Annotated in this window: 12 protein-coding genes; 4 read left to right on the top strand and 8 right to left on the bottom strand. The window is 52.7% G+C overall.

Features of this window, described 5'->3' with window-relative positions; genetic code table 11:
* Positions 1 to 31 precede the first annotated feature (31 nt).
* The 4 genes from cadA to hmpA form a co-directional block, all read right to left on the bottom strand.
* Complete coding sequence (gene cadA, locus ACLJRS_RS21355; protein ID WP_001100652.1) at positions 32 to 2,176, bottom strand: lysine decarboxylase CadA; 2,145 nt, start codon at positions 2,174 to 2,176, stop codon at positions 32 to 34.
* An 82-nt stretch (positions 2,177 to 2,258) separates the two neighbouring features.
* Complete coding sequence (gene cadB / locus ACLJRS_RS21350; protein ID WP_000100008.1) at positions 2,259 to 3,590, bottom strand: cadaverine/lysine antiporter; 1,332 nt, start codon at positions 3,588 to 3,590, stop codon at positions 2,259 to 2,261.
* 360 nt (positions 3,591 to 3,950) lie between these two features.
* Positions 3,951 to 5,495: a lysine decarboxylation/transport transcriptional activator CadC gene (cadC, locus tag ACLJRS_RS21345; RefSeq protein ID WP_001187150.1), complete on the bottom strand. Its 1,545-nt coding sequence runs from the start codon at positions 5,493 to 5,495 to the stop codon at positions 3,951 to 3,953.
* Between the two features lie 181 nt (positions 5,496 to 5,676).
* On the bottom strand, positions 5,677 to 6,867 hold the full coding sequence (gene hmpA / locus ACLJRS_RS21340) for an NO-inducible flavohemoprotein (protein WP_000883146.1): 1,191 nt from the start codon (positions 6,865 to 6,867) through the stop codon (positions 5,677 to 5,679).
* 324 nt (positions 6,868 to 7,191) lie between these two features.
* Between hmpA and glyA the strand changes: the two genes are divergently transcribed.
* Positions 7,192 to 8,445, top strand: coding sequence for a serine hydroxymethyltransferase (glyA, locus tag ACLJRS_RS21335; protein ID WP_000919178.1), 1,254 nt, complete (start codon positions 7,192 to 7,194; stop codon positions 8,443 to 8,445).
* A 195-nt stretch (positions 8,446 to 8,640) separates the two neighbouring features.
* Complete coding sequence (locus ACLJRS_RS21330) at positions 8,641 to 9,780, top strand: 3-phenylpropionate MFS transporter (protein ID WP_001173729.1); 1,140 nt, start codon at positions 8,641 to 8,643, stop codon at positions 9,778 to 9,780.
* Here the strand turns inward: ACLJRS_RS21330 and csiE are convergent.
* Complete coding sequence (csiE, locus tag ACLJRS_RS21325; RefSeq protein WP_410957899.1) at positions 9,775 to 11,052, bottom strand: stationary phase inducible protein CsiE; 1,278 nt, start codon at positions 11,050 to 11,052, stop codon at positions 9,775 to 9,777. The two genes, ACLJRS_RS21330 and csiE, sit on opposite strands and share 6 nt — an antisense overlap.
* Positions 11,053 to 11,177: 125 nt before the next feature.
* Here csiE and ACLJRS_RS21320 point away from each other — a divergent pair, with 125 nt between their 5' ends.
* Entirely contained in the window at positions 11,178 to 11,816 is a 639-nt protein-coding gene (locus ACLJRS_RS21320) for a DUF1007 family protein (RefSeq protein WP_000805725.1), read from the top strand.
* The gene (locus ACLJRS_RS21315) at positions 11,807 to 12,793 is read left to right on the top strand and encodes a nickel/cobalt transporter (protein ID WP_000111011.1); all 987 of its coding nucleotides are present in this window, start codon (positions 11,807 to 11,809) and stop codon (positions 12,791 to 12,793) included. The genes ACLJRS_RS21320 and ACLJRS_RS21315 overlap by 10 nt, the downstream gene beginning before the upstream one ends.
* On the opposite strand, the gene asrC is transcribed toward ACLJRS_RS21315, so the two are convergent.
* Genes asrC through asrA form a run of 3 tightly spaced genes read right to left on the bottom strand, consistent with a single transcriptional unit; the run spans position 12,794 to position 15,683 of the window.
* Entirely contained in the window at positions 12,794 to 13,807 is a 1,014-nt protein-coding gene (gene asrC, locus ACLJRS_RS21310; RefSeq protein WP_000020685.1) for a sulfite reductase subunit C, read from the bottom strand.
* A gap of 10 nt (positions 13,808 to 13,817) precedes the next feature.
* Positions 13,818 to 14,636, bottom strand: coding sequence for an anaerobic sulfite reductase subunit AsrB (asrB, locus tag ACLJRS_RS21305; RefSeq protein WP_000017587.1), 819 nt, complete (start codon positions 14,634 to 14,636; stop codon positions 13,818 to 13,820).
* 3 nt (positions 14,637 to 14,639) lie between these two features.
* Positions 14,640 to 15,683 (bottom strand): anaerobic sulfite reductase subunit AsrA, encoded by a 1,044-nt coding sequence (asrA, locus tag ACLJRS_RS21300; protein WP_000985209.1) that lies wholly within the window; start codon positions 15,681 to 15,683, stop codon positions 14,640 to 14,642.
* Positions 15,684 to 15,793 lie beyond the last annotated feature (110 nt).

Genomic DNA, 15,793 nt, shown 5'->3' with positions numbered 1-15,793 from the left:
AGGGAAGTGGCAAGCCACTTCCCTTTGGTACTTATTTCGTATTTTCTTTCAGCACCTTAACGGTGTAACGTCCGTCTGCCTGACGATAGGCGCCGTGGATATCGGTTTCGAAGCCCGGATAGTGGGCGCCGATTTCGCACAGCATTTGCAGGAATTCCAGTACCGGACGGCTTTCCTCGGTGATCATTTCACCAGGCATCACCAGCGGCACTCCCGGAGGGTAAGGAAGGATCATGTTGGCGTTGACGCGTCCAACCATCTCTTCAAGATACACCTCTTCCGTTTCGCCATGCAGCTCTTTCTGGAACGCAGTATACGGCGTCATCACCATTTTCGGCAGCACTTCAAACGCACGGTACATTAAGTCCGGCAGATTATGATGTTCGACCAGTTTATGAATATTCTGCGCCAGTTCCTGGATGCGCATATTTTCATAAAACTCAGGCGCTTCGCGGTACAGTGCCGGCAGAATGTTTTTGACGCGCAGGTTCAGGTCAAAGGCGCGTTTAAATTCAGTGAGCGCGCGCAGCAGGCTCAGAGCTTTGGTTTTGTCGATACCAATGCTGAACAGGAACAGCAGGTTGTATGGACCGGTTTTTTCTACGATGATGCCGCGTTCATCGAGATATTTGGCGACCAGACTTGCCGGAATACCGAACTCATCCATCGTACCGTCTTTCTTCATCCCCGGCGTCAGGATAGTGACTTTGATCGGGTCGAGGTACATGTGTTCGTTATCGATATTTTTGAAGCCATGCCATGCGCTATCTGAACGCAGCGGCCAGCACTCAGCTCCATCGATATGTTCCGGCTGCCATACGTCAAAGAACCAGCCGTCAGATTCGCTTTTCAGGCGTTTAATTTCTTTACGGAATTTAATCGCACGTTCAATAGAGCCGTTAATCAGGCGTTTACCCGCATTACCTTTCATCATCGCCGCTGCGGTTTCAGTAGACGCTACGATACCGTAGTGCGGAGAAGTGGTGGTATGCATCATGTAGGCTTCGTTAAAGGTTTCTTCGTTAATGTCGCCTTTAACATGAATCATGGATGCCTGTGAAAACGCCGCCAGCAGTTTATGCGTGGACTGGGTTTCATAAATGATTTTGCCTTCCACACGGTCGCCGCTCATACCGCATTTACCCTGATAAATAGGGGAGAAATTGGTATAAGGCACCCAGGCGGAGTCAAAATGAATGGACTTCACATCCAGAGTTTTCTTGATGTAGTCAGTGTTATACAACAGACCGTCATAGGTTGAGTTAGTAATAACAGCATGGACCGGCCAGGTTGCGTTAGGCGTCTCTTTTACCCGTTTAGCGATAGTGGCGTGCTGGAACTCGCTTTGCGGAATACCGCCAAGAATACCGTAGGCGTTACGGGTTGGGCGGAAATAAATCGGCGTAATGTCGCTCATCATCATCAGATGGGTCAGCGATTTATGGCAGTTACGGTCAATCAGTACCGTGCTGCCTGCCGGCGCGGAGTACATACCGACGATTTTGTTCGCCGTAGAGGTGCCGTTCGTCACCATGTAGCTACGTTCGGCGTTAAAGACGCGGGCGATATACTCTTCCGCTTCTTTATGCGGGCCGGAGTGGTCCAGCAGCGAACCCAGTTCGGAAACGGAAATCGAAATATCGGATTTCATCGTGTTCGGGCCGAAGAAATCATAAAAGATGCTGCCGACGGGGCTTTTCTGGAAAGCGGTCCCGCCCATGTGGCCAGGCGTACAGAAAGTATATTTCCCTTCGCGCACATATTTGAACAACGCTTTTGTCAGCGGCGGCAGAATATTGTCGATGTATTCATCGGTATTCTGGCGAATTTTCGCCGCGATATCGGCTGCGGCGCCTAAAGCATATTCAAAGAAGCGAACCTGCATTCTCAGATCGTTGAGGCTGACGTCCAGCGTAGAGTAGCTGTTGGCGAAGGCGTACAGCGGCATATACTCGTTCAGCTTGCTAATCTCTTCGCAAAGCTCAAGGTTATATTTATCCCAGTCGAAAATGACGCCGCAAAGGCGGGAGTTATTTTCAATCAGCTTCAGCAGGTCTTCTCGGTCGTTTGGATAGACGATACGGAAATTTAAACCTTCCAGTGCACGATGCAGTTCACGAATAGGCTCTTCTTTAAAGTAGACGCCCATGTGGTTCATGATAGCAATAACGTTCATAGTCTTGTTCCTGGTAAAGTGGGCCCCTCCCGCTACGCTATAGCAGGTGACGAAAGGGGCTTTGAGAAAAAGGAGTTAGCGGTTAAAGCGCTTCAGCCGTATTGTTGTCGCTGTCGTTGTTCTGGCGCTGGTGCATTTTGCGACCGTAGAACATCAGGATGATCAGACTGACGATAAAGGTGCCGGAGAGTTCGAAGGAGCTGGCGCCCATCAGTGCGATGAAGCAAAATGCGCAGCCCAGTACAGAACAAATCAGGCTTACCGAGTTACGGATGTTGAACCCTTCGAAGCGAATCAGGTCAACACAGGAGTAGAAGTACGGCAGCATGGTAAGCAGTACGGCAATCCCGGTCAGTTCGCCGAACAGGTCGGACGCTTTACCGCCGCTGGAGTTCATGATGGTGATCAGAATCATCAGCGCCGTCATTTTCACCGCAGCCAACAGCAGACCTTTTTTCGGAATACCGTTTTTATCCATTTCACCGTAAATTTTCGGGAAGTTGCCGTCGTTGGCGGCGCGAACCCCAGCCTGGCCGACCAGCATCATCCAGGAGCCCAGAGACGTCAGGCAGGCGAAAGCGGTAAAGGCGGAAACCAGCGGCGCAGCCCAGCCACCCAGAATCGTGGAGGTACTGATAGCGAACGGCGCGCCGGAAGAGGCCATAACGGAAGCTGGGAACATCCCGGCGATAACCTGAGTCGCGGCGATATAGATGATGCCTGCCAGCGCGGTACCCAGCATGGTTGCCAGCGGTACGGTGCGTTTCGGGTTTTTCACCATGCCGGTGCTGACGGCGGCAGACTCAACGCCAACGAACGCCCACAGGCAGAGCAGAATACTTTTAACAATGGCGTGAGAGTCGGTCGTCGTAGACGTGTTCCAGTTCGCGTGATAGGTCGCGATATCGAACCAATGCCAGCCGGCGACTGCGGTCAAGACTACCGGGATCAGCACCAGGAATAGGCCAATCGTTGTCAAACGGCTGACCCAGGCCCCGCCCAGCATATTAATAAAGGTGAACAGCCAGACGATAGCAATACAGGCAATACCTGCCGGTATTGGATTATTTAACGCCGGGAAGAACGTAGAAAGATAAGAAACCGCGGTAATACCGATGGCTAAGTTACCAATCCAGTTTGCGTGATAATAAAGAACGCCGGTCTGGAAACCAAACGCCGGAGATATTTCCCCAGCATAAGCGATAGGGCCACCCTGTTGAGGGTTTTTGGTTGCCAGCCTCGCATAAACATAAGCCAGCGACATTGCCCCAATAATAGAAATTACCCAGCCCCAGATGGCAATGCCACCAATACTGGCAAGGTTGGCGGGTAATAATGCAATCCCGCTCCCCATCATATTACCGGCAACGACGCCAGTACAGGCAAATAGCCCGATCTTTTTGACAGAACTCATGTTCATTTCTCCTGAGCTGTATTTTTAAGAACCGGGCTTATGCTTCATATATGCTGCGTGCCCGTTCAACTGTCGATAAGATTAACGATTGGGTTGAGATAAGTCCTAAAGAAAAAGTGAAATAAACACAAACATGAAAAAACTGATAGATTGATTTTTTTGAATTAACATATAAATATCATGAAAAATATCATGAAAGGATAAACATCGTTTAATTACAAAGAGTTATATTTACATATCTTTGCAATGAATATGTTGCCAAAATTAACATAAGCTATTTTTGGCAACATGTTTTTCACAAAATAAAAGCGAAAAATTTAATATCTTTTCGCTTTTATTTGTCATGGTTCAGCGTTAAATTTAATCTTCTGCCAGAAAACTATTCAGATAAGGGACAATTTTCTGAACGGATGTCTGAAATACGCCATTTTCGATCCAGTACAGCGTGTTTTCACCTGGACGTAAATTAAAGGCGGTCAGATAGGCATCAGCGGCCAGACGATTCTCACCTTTCATTTCGTAAACTTTCCCCAACAGGACATAGTTAAACCACGACATTTCAAGCTCGATGCTTTTATTGATTTCCTCATACGCTGCATCGATATCACCTTTGCCCAAAAGATCAACGGTCTTGATTTTATAATAAACAGACGTTTTCTCAACGCCCGGAATTTGATCTATTTTTTTAAACTCTTCGTTCAGTGCGGCCACTTGTTCTTTATCAAACGGCTGCTGTGATTGCCGTAATACATCTACCAGCACTTTATATTCATAGGCATAGTTGAAATCAGGCGTTTCCTTAATAATGCCATTCAGAATATCGCTGGCTTTACCTAGCGCCTGCGCATCGCCGCTCAGAATAAGCTGGCGCGCCTCATAAAAACGCATCAGCGCGGTATTTTGCGGCGTTCTGAACAGGGCCAGTTGTTCTCGCATACGATTAGGCCAGGGCTGTGTTAAAACGAAAGACAGGCTATTAAACAGATCATCCTGGATGGACAACTGGTTAGTATTGGTGACGAAATAACGCTTATCCAGCATGGTTGAACCATCGGCGTTATCAATGAGCACTACAGACATAAAGCACTGCTGCGCCCGATAGTGGCGCTGATTGACAAACTGAATGGTTAACGTCTTACCGGAGCTGCTTGGCTCATTGACCCGGTAATTGGTTTTATCGTGCACCATAAAAGTCGAGTAGGTGTTCAGCAGGTCGGTGATTAAGCCACCCAGACCGATGGCGTAGGACTCCTGCGAGACCCAGTTATTACAGGAATTGCCGCCTTCAAAACGAACATCTATATCTCGTGGGTTAAGTAATAACCGCGTTTTTGTTACCGCGGCATTATGATCTACCACCGACATCACGATAAACACCACCAGCGTCGCCAGCGAGAGCAGGAACATCACCCACGTCCAGAAAGCGGCAATACGCGGCTTTTTCGCCTTTTTAGTCGGCGTTTGCAAAGAGGCGGGCGGCACAGGCGTAGCGGCAGTAACCCCCTCCGTCGGTTCTGCATTCGTCGCTGCGATCGGCGGCGGCGGCGACGTTGATGAATTATCGATCTCATCGCTATTTTCTTCGCACCAGATAACCGGCGCCGTCAGCTTATAGCCGCGTTTAGGTACGGTAACGATGTATTCAGCATTGCTGTCTCCGCCATCTCTTAATGATTTGCGTAGTTCAGAAATGCTTTGGGTGACAACATGGTTGGTCACGATGGTGCGCATCCAGACATGATCAATAATGTTATCCCGGCTTAACACTTCATCCGGATGATGCGCAAAATACATCAGAAGATCGATCAGCCGTGGTTCAAGAGTAATCTGGCGTCCCTGACGACTGATCTGATTAACAGAAGGTGTAACCAGCCACTCTCCAATGCGTACAACAGGTTGCTGCATAAAAAGATGCCCTAACGAGCTAAGTCAAACGTTAATAATAACACGATTTGCACAGACTTTTTTTATTCCCCTTTTTTGTAAAAGAAAGGCATAAAAAGCAGCGCAATAAGCAGGGGAACGGGGAGGAAAACGGGCGTTCGCCTTAACGATAACGCCCGTTTTTTCAGAGGATTTCTTGCAATTACAGCACCTTATGCGGGCCGAAGCATTCGTAATGAATGTTTTCGTTATTCACGCCAAGTGAAACCAGTTGTTTTGCGGCAAACTGCATAAAGCCTACCGGGCCGCAAAGATAGAACTGCATTGCCGGATCGCTGATCGCGGCTTCCAGTTTGCTTAAATCCATCAGCCCTTCGCTGTCGAAGAGGCGTTGGGCGCGATCGGCCTCAGTCGGCTCGCGGTACCAGGTATGGGCAGTGAAACGCGGCAGTGTACGGCCCAGCTCGCTCACTTCGTCGGCAAACGCATGGACGTCGCCGTTCTCCGCCGCGTGGAACCAGTTCACCTGCGCGGTATGCTGTTCTTTCGCCAGCGTATCGAGCATCGCTAACATCGGCGTCTGGCCGACGCCAGCGGAAATCAGCGAAACGGGGGTATCAGCGGCGACATTCATAAAGAAGTCACCTGCCGGCGCAGCCAGATGTACCACATCGCCTACGCTGGCGTGATGGTGTAACCAGTTTGATACCTGGCCGCCGTCTTCACGCTTCACGGCAATACGGTACCCTTTGCCATCGGGTTTACGGGTCAGTGAATATTGGCGGATCTCCTGATGCGCAAAACCTTCCGGCTTCAGCCAGACGCCCAGATACTGCCCGGGACGGTATTCCGCCACCGTACCGCCGTCGACCGGTTCAAACTCAAAGCTGGTGATCAGTGCGCTACGCGGGGTTTTCGCAACGATGCGGAAGGGGCGCGTGCCTTCCCAGCCGCCGTCTTTGCTGGCGTTCTCGTGATAAATCTCGGCTTCCCGATGAATAAAGACGTTAGCCAGTACGCCATAGGCTTTGCCCCACGCGTCCAGCACTTCCTGGCCCGGGTTGAACATTTCGTCCAGCGTCGCCAGCAGATGCGTCCCGACGATGTTGTACTGCTCCGGCTTAATCTGGAAGCTGGTGTGCTTCTGCGCGATTTTTTCTACCGCCGGCAGCAACGCCGGTAAATTTTCGATATTGCTGGCGTAGGCCGCGATAGCATTAAACAGGGCTTCACGCTGATCGCCGTTACGCTGGTTGCTCATATTGAAGATTTCTTTGAGCTCCGGGTTATGCGTAAACATACGGTCGTAGAAGTGGGCGGTCAGTTTCGGTCCTGTTTCAACCAGCAGGGGAATGGTGGCCTTTACTGTAGCGATGGTTTGTGCGTCAAGCATACGTGCTTCCTTTATGTGAAAATCTAATGATGTATATCAAATGCATCTTATAAAAATACCCTTGCATTGTAAATGGATCTTCTCTGCTTTACGTTATGGAGGTAACAACGTGAAAAATCTGCATCACAAAGCTGAAAAGAAATCCGTTGAAATTCGTCAGGCTCTCGTTCAGGAAACCCTTATCTGACGCATAGGTAATCGTTTGCGTAAAAACCTTTGTCAAGACCTGTTATCGAAGAATGATTCGGTTATACTGTTGGCCGAAGTCCCACGGACTGCCTTTTCAGGCACAAATTTTATTGTTAGCTGAGTCAGGAGATGCGGATGTTAAAGCGTGAAATGAACATTGCCGATTATGATGCCGAATTGTGGCAGGCTATGGAGCAGGAAAAAGTACGTCAGGAAGAGCACATCGAACTGATCGCCTCCGAAAACTACACCAGCCCGCGCGTGATGCAGGCGCAGGGGTCTCAGCTGACCAACAAATACGCTGAAGGTTATCCGGGCAAGCGCTACTACGGCGGTTGCGAATACGTTGATGTCGTTGAGCAGCTGGCTATCGACCGCGCGAAAGAACTGTTCGGCGCCGACTACGCTAACGTGCAGCCGCACTCCGGTTCTCAGGCTAACTTCGCTGTTTACACCGCGCTGCTGCAGCCGGGCGACACCGTTCTGGGTATGAACCTGGCGCAGGGCGGCCACCTGACTCACGGCTCCCCGGTTAACTTCTCCGGTAAACTGTACAACATCGTACCTTACGGTATCGATGAGTCCGGTAAAATTGACTATGACGAGATGGCGAAGCTGGCCAAAGAGCACAAGCCGAAGATGATTATCGGTGGCTTCTCTGCCTACTCCGGCGTGGTTGACTGGGCAAAAATGCGTGAAATCGCTGACAGCATCGGCGCATACCTGTTTGTCGACATGGCGCACGTGGCGGGCCTGATTGCCGCAGGCGTTTACCCGAACCCGGTTCCGCACGCTCACGTTGTCACCACCACCACCCACAAAACCCTGGCGGGTCCGCGCGGCGGCCTGATCCTGGCGAAGGGCGGCGATGAAGAGCTGTACAAAAAACTGAACTCCGCCGTGTTCCCAAGCGCGCAGGGCGGCCCGCTGATGCACGTGATCGCGGGTAAAGCGGTAGCACTGAAAGAAGCGATGGAGCCGGAGTTCAAAGTTTACCAGCAGCAGGTGGCGAAAAACGCCAAAGCGATGGTAGAAGTGTTCCTGAACCGCGGCTACAAAGTGGTGTCTGGCGGCACTGAGAACCACCTGTTCCTGCTGGACCTGGTGGATAAAAACCTGACCGGTAAAGAAGCTGACGCCGCGCTGGGCCGTGCTAACATCACGGTGAACAAAAACAGCGTGCCGAACGATCCTAAGAGCCCGTTCGTGACTTCCGGTATCCGCATCGGTTCTCCAGCGGTCACTCGTCGCGGCTTCAAAGAAGCGGAAGTGAAAGAGCTGGCTGGCTGGATGTGTGACGTGCTGGACAACATCAATGATGAAGCCACCATTGAACGCGTGAAAGCGAAAGTACTGGATATCTGCGCCCGCTTCCCGGTTTACGCGTAAGCGCTTATGCTGTGAAAATGGCCCGATGGCGCTGCGTCTGTCGGGCATTACTTATGCGCCATAACGTGACGCCGCCGGAAGTCATTATCCGGCGGCGTTGCCGTTTGAACTTCTCCCTCCGCTTGTTAATCTTATGTTACCCTTGCCAGCGCAACCGTTTACCGCCAGACTATCGCCTCCAAACGGGAGGGAATCATGGCATTGCATTCCACGCGCTGGCTGGCGCTCAGTTATTTCACCTACTTCTTTAGTTACGGTATTTTTCTGCCCTTCTGGAGCGTCTGGCTCAAAGGTCTTGGGCTAACGCCGGAAACCATCGGTCTTCTGCTGGGCGTGGGTCTGGTCGCGCGTTTTCTCGGTAGTCTGCTCATTGCGCCTCGCGTAAGCGATCCTTCGCGGTTGATCTCCGCGCTGCGCGTACTGGCATTGCTGACGCTGGTATTTGCGCTGGCATTTTGGGCAGGAACGCATGTCGCGTGGCTAATGGTGGTGATGGTTGGGTTTAACCTCTTCTTTTCACCACTGGTGCCGCTGACCGATGCGCTGGCCAATACCTGGCAAAAGCAAATTACCCTGGACTATGGTCGGGTGCGGCTGTGGGGGTCCATCGCCTTCGTGATAGGGTCGGCGCTGACCGGTAAGCTGGTGAGTTTATACGATTACCAGGCGATTCTGGCGCTACTGACGCTCGGCGTCGCCTCGATGTTGCTGGGTATGTTGTTACGTCCCAGCGTGCCGCCGCAAGGGGAAAGCCGTCAGCAGGAGAGCGCAGGCTGGCCCGCCTGGCGTACGCTGGTGGCACAAAGTTGGCGTTTTCTCGCCTGCGTCTGTTTGCTGCAAGGGGCGCACGCCGCCTACTACGGTTTTAGCGCCATCTACTGGCAGGGGGCTGGCTATTCAGCATCGGCGGTCGGCTATTTATGGTCGTTGGGCGTGGTGGCGGAAGTGATCATTTTCGCCCTGAGTAAAAAGCTATTTCGCCGGTTTAGCGCCCGCGACTTGCTGTTGCTTTCCGCTGTGTGCGGCGTGGTACGCTGGGGACTGATGGGCTGGAGTACGGCGTTGCCGTGGCTGATTGTGATACAAATCCTGCACTGTGGCACGTTTACCGTTTGCCATCTGGCCGCCATGCGCTATATCGCTGCGCGTCAGGGAAGCGAGGTGATTCGTTTGCAGGCCGTCTATTCCGCTGTGGCGATGGGCGGCAGCATCGCGATTATGACGGTATTTGCCGGTTTTCTGTATCAACATCTGGGCGGCGGCGTGTTCTGGATTATGGCGCTGGTGGCATTGCCCGCTATCTTCCTTCGGCCCAAAGTGGTTGCCGCGTCATGATTCCAGGATCTTGCGGATCTGCTGCTGTTGGTGCTCTGTGAGGGTGCGATCCGCATGAATTAATGGCGGTGAGAAGAGCGGTAGCGGCGTGGCGTAAGGGGTAACAATCAGCGCTACGCCGCGCGGGCATCCCTCTTTTTGAAATGCCTGGAGCGATAGCCGTCTGATATTCAGCGGCAACAGGGTCAGTTCACGCAGTTGCTGCTCAATATGCGTCTCCAGCGCATCATTTTTATCCGCTAACAATACGATCTGTCTCTCATGCAAATCGTTATCCTGCATTAGCCAGGCGCCGAAAATCACTGCCACCAGCCCCGTCTCTTCCTCGGAAAAGTGGATACCATATTCGGCTTCAAACCCGGCGAGCGCCTCACGTGTGGTGCGAACCAGACGCGGATAAAGACGGTTAAACTCTTCCGGAAGCGTATTATCGATGCCAATCGTGAATAAACTTCGGTTCAGCGCCTGGGCGAGATGGACATACAGCTGATCGTTAAGCCCTTGTTCGTCGCTGAAGCGTACGTTCCCTTTTTCTCGAAAGCGCAGCACCAGCCGCGCCACTTCCAGTCGCAGTTGCTGCGCCCGTTGATGCGTGTCGCGAATCGGGTCGGGGAGGCGAATCATTGAAAACAGTAACGCCATAAACAGCGCTTCATTGAGCGGTGCGGCCTGCATCACGTGGCGCTGCCAGTGACGACCAATTTCCTGGGCGAGTGGATATTCCGCGCACGACTGCGCCCAAATCTGCTGTACAGGGTTGAACTCCGGGGTGATGCCGGCATGGTGTTGTAGCAGACAATACTGTAAAAAGAGACGCAGGAACTGCACGTCGCGATGTTCAAATGGTTTTTGCAACCGGCGGGCGCACAGATTGATGAGCGCGTGAAGATTAATATCATCATACAGCGGACGCGCGATACCGCGCTGCTTTAGCGCGTTTTTTAAGGCCGGGGTAAACTGTTGCGTGACGAAGGTCGGGCATAAACGCAGGCCGCGCCTGAGCCAGTGTAAAAGGCAAAGGCGCTGATCGAGTGCTGTACCTTCGATCCGATAGCAACCGTTCTGGCATGTTGTGATGGCAAGGCGATGATAGCGCTGGATCTCCAGGCTTGTCTCAGTGATATCCTCACGGGCAGTATCATTATCAACGCCATTAAGCGCGCTGAAGATTTCCACCGTGGCAATTGGCTCCGGCTGGAAAAGCGTCAGCAATACCTGACAGCGGCGCTGGGGAGCGGAAAGTACAGATGGTGGGGCAATTGTCGGCATCATCTGTCAGGTCTCCCGTTAGTTTGTCTGGTAAGGATAGCTAAAGTTTGCGTGTGAAAAATGTGATAAGCGTGCTTTTAGGCCAGGAATGCTGAGGAACGTCACAGAATTTTTATCGCGAGGAACAGATGAAGCCAGTGAAACGCAGCGCCTTAACACTATTTCTTGCCGTTTTATCTTTCGTGGCGGCGGCGCATCCGCACAGCTTCATCCGTCTGCAAACGCAGGTGGTCAGTGAAAATGAGCAATTTGTGGCGTTAAAAATGCGCTGGACAATGGACGCGCTGACGTCCGCAGATCTGCTGTATGACGCCGGAAACGCGGCACCGGGGTCAGAAATATGGAAAAAGTTGGCGGCGGAAGTGATGGCTAACGTACTTGGGCAGCACTACTTTACAGAAGTGTGGCGCAATGGCGCGAAAGTGAAGTTTAAAAACAGGCCGACAGAATACGGTATGACGCGTGACGCGCATCAGGCGGTATTGACCTTTACGCTACCGCTGGCTGAACCGCAGCCGTTAAGCGGACAGAGTTATACCTTTTCAACGTTTGATCCCTCTTATTATGTCGATATGCATTATGACCAGGACAGCGATATCACGATGCCGGAACCGCTGCGCGAAAAGTGTCGGATTCAGGTTTATACTCCTGCGCCCGGCGAAGAGACGCTACGTTTCGCCCAGTCGCTGGATAAAGAGGACGCGCCGCCGGAGGATATGGATTTAGGTAAACAGTTTGCCCAAACGGTGACCTTGCAATGTCAGTAATTTTTTCTCAACGCACTCCGGGGCGGCGCTGGCTCTCGCTGTGGCCATTGGCGTTATTCCTGCTGCTGATGCTGGTTGGCGGTCTGTGGATATGGCAGGCCTGGCCGCAGGTGATGTTGAAAAGCGCTCTTTGGCAGCGGGACGTAAATCAGCAGTTGAGCGCGCTGCTTAATGCGGTGGCGACGCATCCTGAGCGGGCGGGCGGATCTTTGCTTCTGCTGAGTTTTATGTATGGCGTGCTTCATGCGCTGGGGCCGGGACACGGCAAAGTGGTGATCGCGACATGGCTGGCGACGCATCCTTCAAAGCTGAAATCAAGTATCGTGTTAACCCTCGCCGCCGCCTTATTACAGGGGTTCGTGGCTATCGGGTTGGTGGTGGGCGTGCTGACCGTATTGCAACTTCCGGCCAGGCAGCTCCATCTGAGCGGCTTCTGGCTGGAAAAGGGGAGCTATGCGTTAGTTGGCGGGCTGGGCATTTTGCTGTGCTGGCGGGCCATAAAAAGGTTACGCGCGCTGCTACGTAAACCTGTCTTTATCGCTTTTACGCCGCGCCATGTTCACCATGAAAAATGCGGCTGCGGACATCAGCATCTACCGACGCAGGAACAATTGCATAGCGGCGATGACTGGCGCGCGCGATTCATGATCGTACTGTCTATGGGGATGCGGCCCTGTTCCGGCGCGATAATGGTGCTGTTATTCAGTAAAGTGATTGGCGTTTTTAGCTGGGGAATGGCGTCGGTACTGGCGATGGCGGCGGGAACCTCGCTAACGATTACCTCGCTGGCGTTGCTGGTACACACTTTTCGTGCTCTGGCGGTGAAGCTCAGTGGAAACAAAGCGCCAGCGTTATGGCGGCAGGTAGGCTGGTCAACGCTGGCGCTGGCCGGAGGGGTCATACTGCTTGTCGCGGCGCTGGTCATGTGGTTTAGCGTGCCGCAGCCTGTGGGCGGGCTGCGGCCATGGCGTGGTTGATTAGTGTCCGGCGGGTTTGAGATGCATCCGCGCGACGGATTCGTCTTCGGCCCAGTAAATGCGTTCGGCGACCATCGCTTCCGGATTGAGCTGAACGCCGCGCAGTACCCGTTCTTTAAAACGCAGATAGCCGCCTTTGTCGATCAGATGGCCCATATGTAGATAGATCGGTTTTCCGCCGAGCATCTCTTTTTCAAATTCATACAGGTTAACGATCACCTGCTTTATCACATCTTCAGTCACCCAGTTGAGGAAGAGCTTGCCGACGCGCGGCGTCTTTTTACTGGTGCGTCCGCCCAGACGGACTTGCCAGAGCTGATCCGGCTTACGTTGCCAGGCCAGCGTCGGACAGGCCAGCACGCACTCGCCGCAGCCGATACAGGCGGACTCTTCTTTGACCGCTTTGCCGTTCTTCAGCGCCAGGCAGCCTACCGCGTGGTGACTACAGGCCTTCACGCAGGCGCCGCAACCGATACAGCGATCGGCAGTGAAGCGCATTTTCGCCACGCCAATAATTCCCAGATCGGCCATTGACGCCTTCGCGCAATCATTCGGGCAGCCGACGATGACCGTTTTGAGATGATAAGGGCTGGGATAGACCAGTTTTTCAAGACGACGGGACAGACCGGTCGTGTCAGTGTTGGCTTTCTGGCAAATGCGGTTCCCCTGACAGGCGACAATATTTCGCCCGCCAATAGCGAGATAGCCCGCTTTGGTATCCTCAACCTGGACGTCGCACAGTTCTATTTCAATCTCGCGAAGAAACGGCTCCAGCGCGGCGTTCACGTTGTCGATATCTTCGTAACGGATACCCGGCATCGCCAGCTTCTGGCGGGTAGTGAGGTGAATTTGTCCGTTGCCCCAGGTTTCGGCGATGTCACGCGCCACTGTTAGCAAATGCGCGGGCAAAATACCGCCGGGAATGCGGACGCTGATCATGGCTTCGCCGCGCACTTTTGACAGGCGATATTCGTTTTTCGCACGGGCTTTAATGATATCAATATCAATGCTCATGATGTTCTCCTTAATCGGCAAAACGTTGCGCGACGGCGTAGTTAAATATCGGGCCGTCGGTGCAGACATACACTTCGCCCATACGGCAGTGGCCGCACTTCCCGACGGAGCAGGCCATCCGGCGTTCGTAGTCCACCCAGATTTGCTCCGGCTTGAGCCCTTTTTGCAGCAGCATTTTTACGGTAAAGGTAATCATTATTGGCGGCCCAACGACGATGGCCTGCATAGTGTCGATATCGCTAAGCGTCATGTCGGCAAGCCGATCGGTCACCCGGCCAATCTGGTAACGGTCATCAGCCTCGCCTTCATCCAGCGTGAGCACCAGATTATGTTTGCCGCGCCACGTCGCCATTTCTTCTTTGTACAGCACGCAATCGCGATTTTTATAGCCGAGAATCATATCCAGTTGACCAATTTCCTGGGGATTCTCAACGAAATAGCGCATTAAGCCTTTCACCGGCGCGACGCCCGTACCGCCTGCGACAACCAGTAAGGGCTTATGGCGCAGCGTATCGACCGGATAGCCATTGCCATAGCAGCCGCGTAGCCACACGTTGTCGCCTTCTTTCAGCGTAAAGAGGGCGCTGGTCACTTTTCCGACATTACGAATCAGCAGATCTATCCAGCCGTCGCCGTAGTCGGAAACGGAGATGGGCGCTTCGCCGACGCGCGGCAGCGACACCTCAACAAATTGCCCCCAGTGCGCGGGAAAATCGACGGCCACGCGGAAATTCCACTCCAGCGGCGTGTGGCGAGTAATACTGAGGATGCGGTACGCCGCAGGCAGCAAACTGTGCTGCGGTTTATCATGACAGGAACAATGTGACATGCGTTATGCCTCCTCTGCCAGCGCCTGCCGAACGGCAGCGGTCATTTTGTTGATAATCAAAGAAAATTTGATGTATTGCGGGCAGCGATCGTCGCAGCGGCCGCAGCCGACGCACATATGTTCAATGCCGTTGCGCGCTTTGTAGTCATTGACCTTATGCAGGGCGCGGTAGCGCAGACGCTCGCCGGGTTTTTCGCGAAAACCATGACCGCCGGCCATGTCGCTAAAGCCCGGCACCATGCAGCTTGCCCACTGGCGACGGCGTTCGCCGCGCTGCGGATTTTCATCATAGGCGACGTCAAAGACGCTATAGCAGGTACAGGTTGGGCACCCGGTAGTGCAGCGGCCACAACTGATGCAGCGGCTGTCGTAAGCGTCCCATAGCGGATGGCGGGTGAGAATGTCGCGAATTTTTTGCGGATCGCGGCAAACGCTGTCCGGCGTGACGACGGTTTCCCGGTTTTCGCTGACGAAAGAGGGGGTATAGTCAGCCTCCTGCCCCAGCCCTTGTATCGCCGCCTCGATAAAGGGATCGCGGATGCTGACAAGCGCGCCCTCATCGCTAAAACGCATGGCGGCGCTATAACAGTCAGTTTTATTAGTACCCATTGAGACGCAGAAACAATTTTCGAAGCTTTCTTCACACTCAATAAGGACGAAACGAATATGCTCCCGTAGCAGTTGATAACTGTAATCGGAATTATTCCCATTTGATAAATACATATAATCCAGCCGCGACATGGCGTTAATGTCGCAGGCGCGGGCAAAGATGATTATCGGGGAGGTGTCTGTCTCGGCAATTTGAATGGTGTCTTTATCGAAATAAAAGAGCGTTTCGGTGATAGGGGCGATAATGGTATTCGGCGACATGTGCGATTTCTCGTGCCAGATGAGATCGCGCCAGCCGCTAATCCGTTGATAAATAATGTTGTCAGTGTCGGAAAAACGCCCGCCGCGAAACTCTGCGGACGGGGCAAACACGCGCCATTTTTTGTTTAATCGCTGGATAAGCAGACTAAACTCGTCAGGCGTAATTTTGATAGCCATCACATACTCCACAGTAATATTCAGGAAAAACAAATGAAAATAAATTGTTATAAAAATCAGTTGAATATTGCTGTTACGCTAGCGCTAATCCACCGCCTTCGCTAACGGGA

This window comes from Salmonella sp. SAL00670, assembly GCF_046552235.1.
Taxonomy (GTDB): Bacteria; Pseudomonadota; Gammaproteobacteria; order Enterobacterales; family Enterobacteriaceae; genus Salmonella; species Salmonella enterica.
The sequence above is the reverse complement of the archived record's forward strand: the minus strand, read 5'-3'. Positions and strand labels throughout refer to the sequence as shown.

What these genes read in the sequence shown, in the direction of transcription:
- cadA (WP_001100652.1), bottom strand. Translation starts at nt 2,176, where the DNA reads ATGAACGTTATTGCTATCATGAACCACATGGGCGTCTACTTTAAAGAA.
- cadB (WP_000100008.1), bottom strand. Translation starts at nt 3,590, where the DNA reads ATGAGTTCTGTCAAAAAGATCGGGCTATTTGCCTGTACTGGCGTCGTT.
- cadC (WP_001187150.1), bottom strand. Translation starts at nt 5,495, where the DNA reads ATGCAGCAACCTGTTGTACGCATTGGAGAGTGGCTGGTTACACCTTCT.
- hmpA (WP_000883146.1), bottom strand. Translation starts at nt 6,867, where the DNA reads ATGCTTGACGCACAAACCATCGCTACAGTAAAGGCCACCATTCCCCTG.
- glyA (WP_000919178.1), top strand. Translation starts at nt 7,192, where the DNA reads ATGTTAAAGCGTGAAATGAACATTGCCGATTATGATGCCGAATTGTGG.
- ACLJRS_RS21330 (WP_001173729.1), top strand. Translation starts at nt 8,641, where the DNA reads ATGGCATTGCATTCCACGCGCTGGCTGGCGCTCAGTTATTTCACCTAC.
- csiE (WP_410957899.1), bottom strand. Translation starts at nt 11,052, where the DNA reads ATGATGCCGACAATTGCCCCACCATCTGTACTTTCCGCTCCCCAGCGC.
- ACLJRS_RS21320 (WP_000805725.1), top strand. Translation starts at nt 11,178, where the DNA reads ATGAAGCCAGTGAAACGCAGCGCCTTAACACTATTTCTTGCCGTTTTA.
- ACLJRS_RS21315 (WP_000111011.1), top strand. Translation starts at nt 11,807, where the DNA reads ATGTCAGTAATTTTTTCTCAACGCACTCCGGGGCGGCGCTGGCTCTCG.
- asrC (WP_000020685.1), bottom strand. Translation starts at nt 13,807, where the DNA reads ATGAGCATTGATATTGATATCATTAAAGCCCGTGCGAAAAACGAATAT.
- asrB (WP_000017587.1), bottom strand. Translation starts at nt 14,636, where the DNA reads ATGTCACATTGTTCCTGTCATGATAAACCGCAGCACAGTTTGCTGCCT.
- asrA (WP_000985209.1), bottom strand. Translation starts at nt 15,683, where the DNA reads ATGGCTATCAAAATTACGCCTGACGAGTTTAGTCTGCTTATCCAGCGA.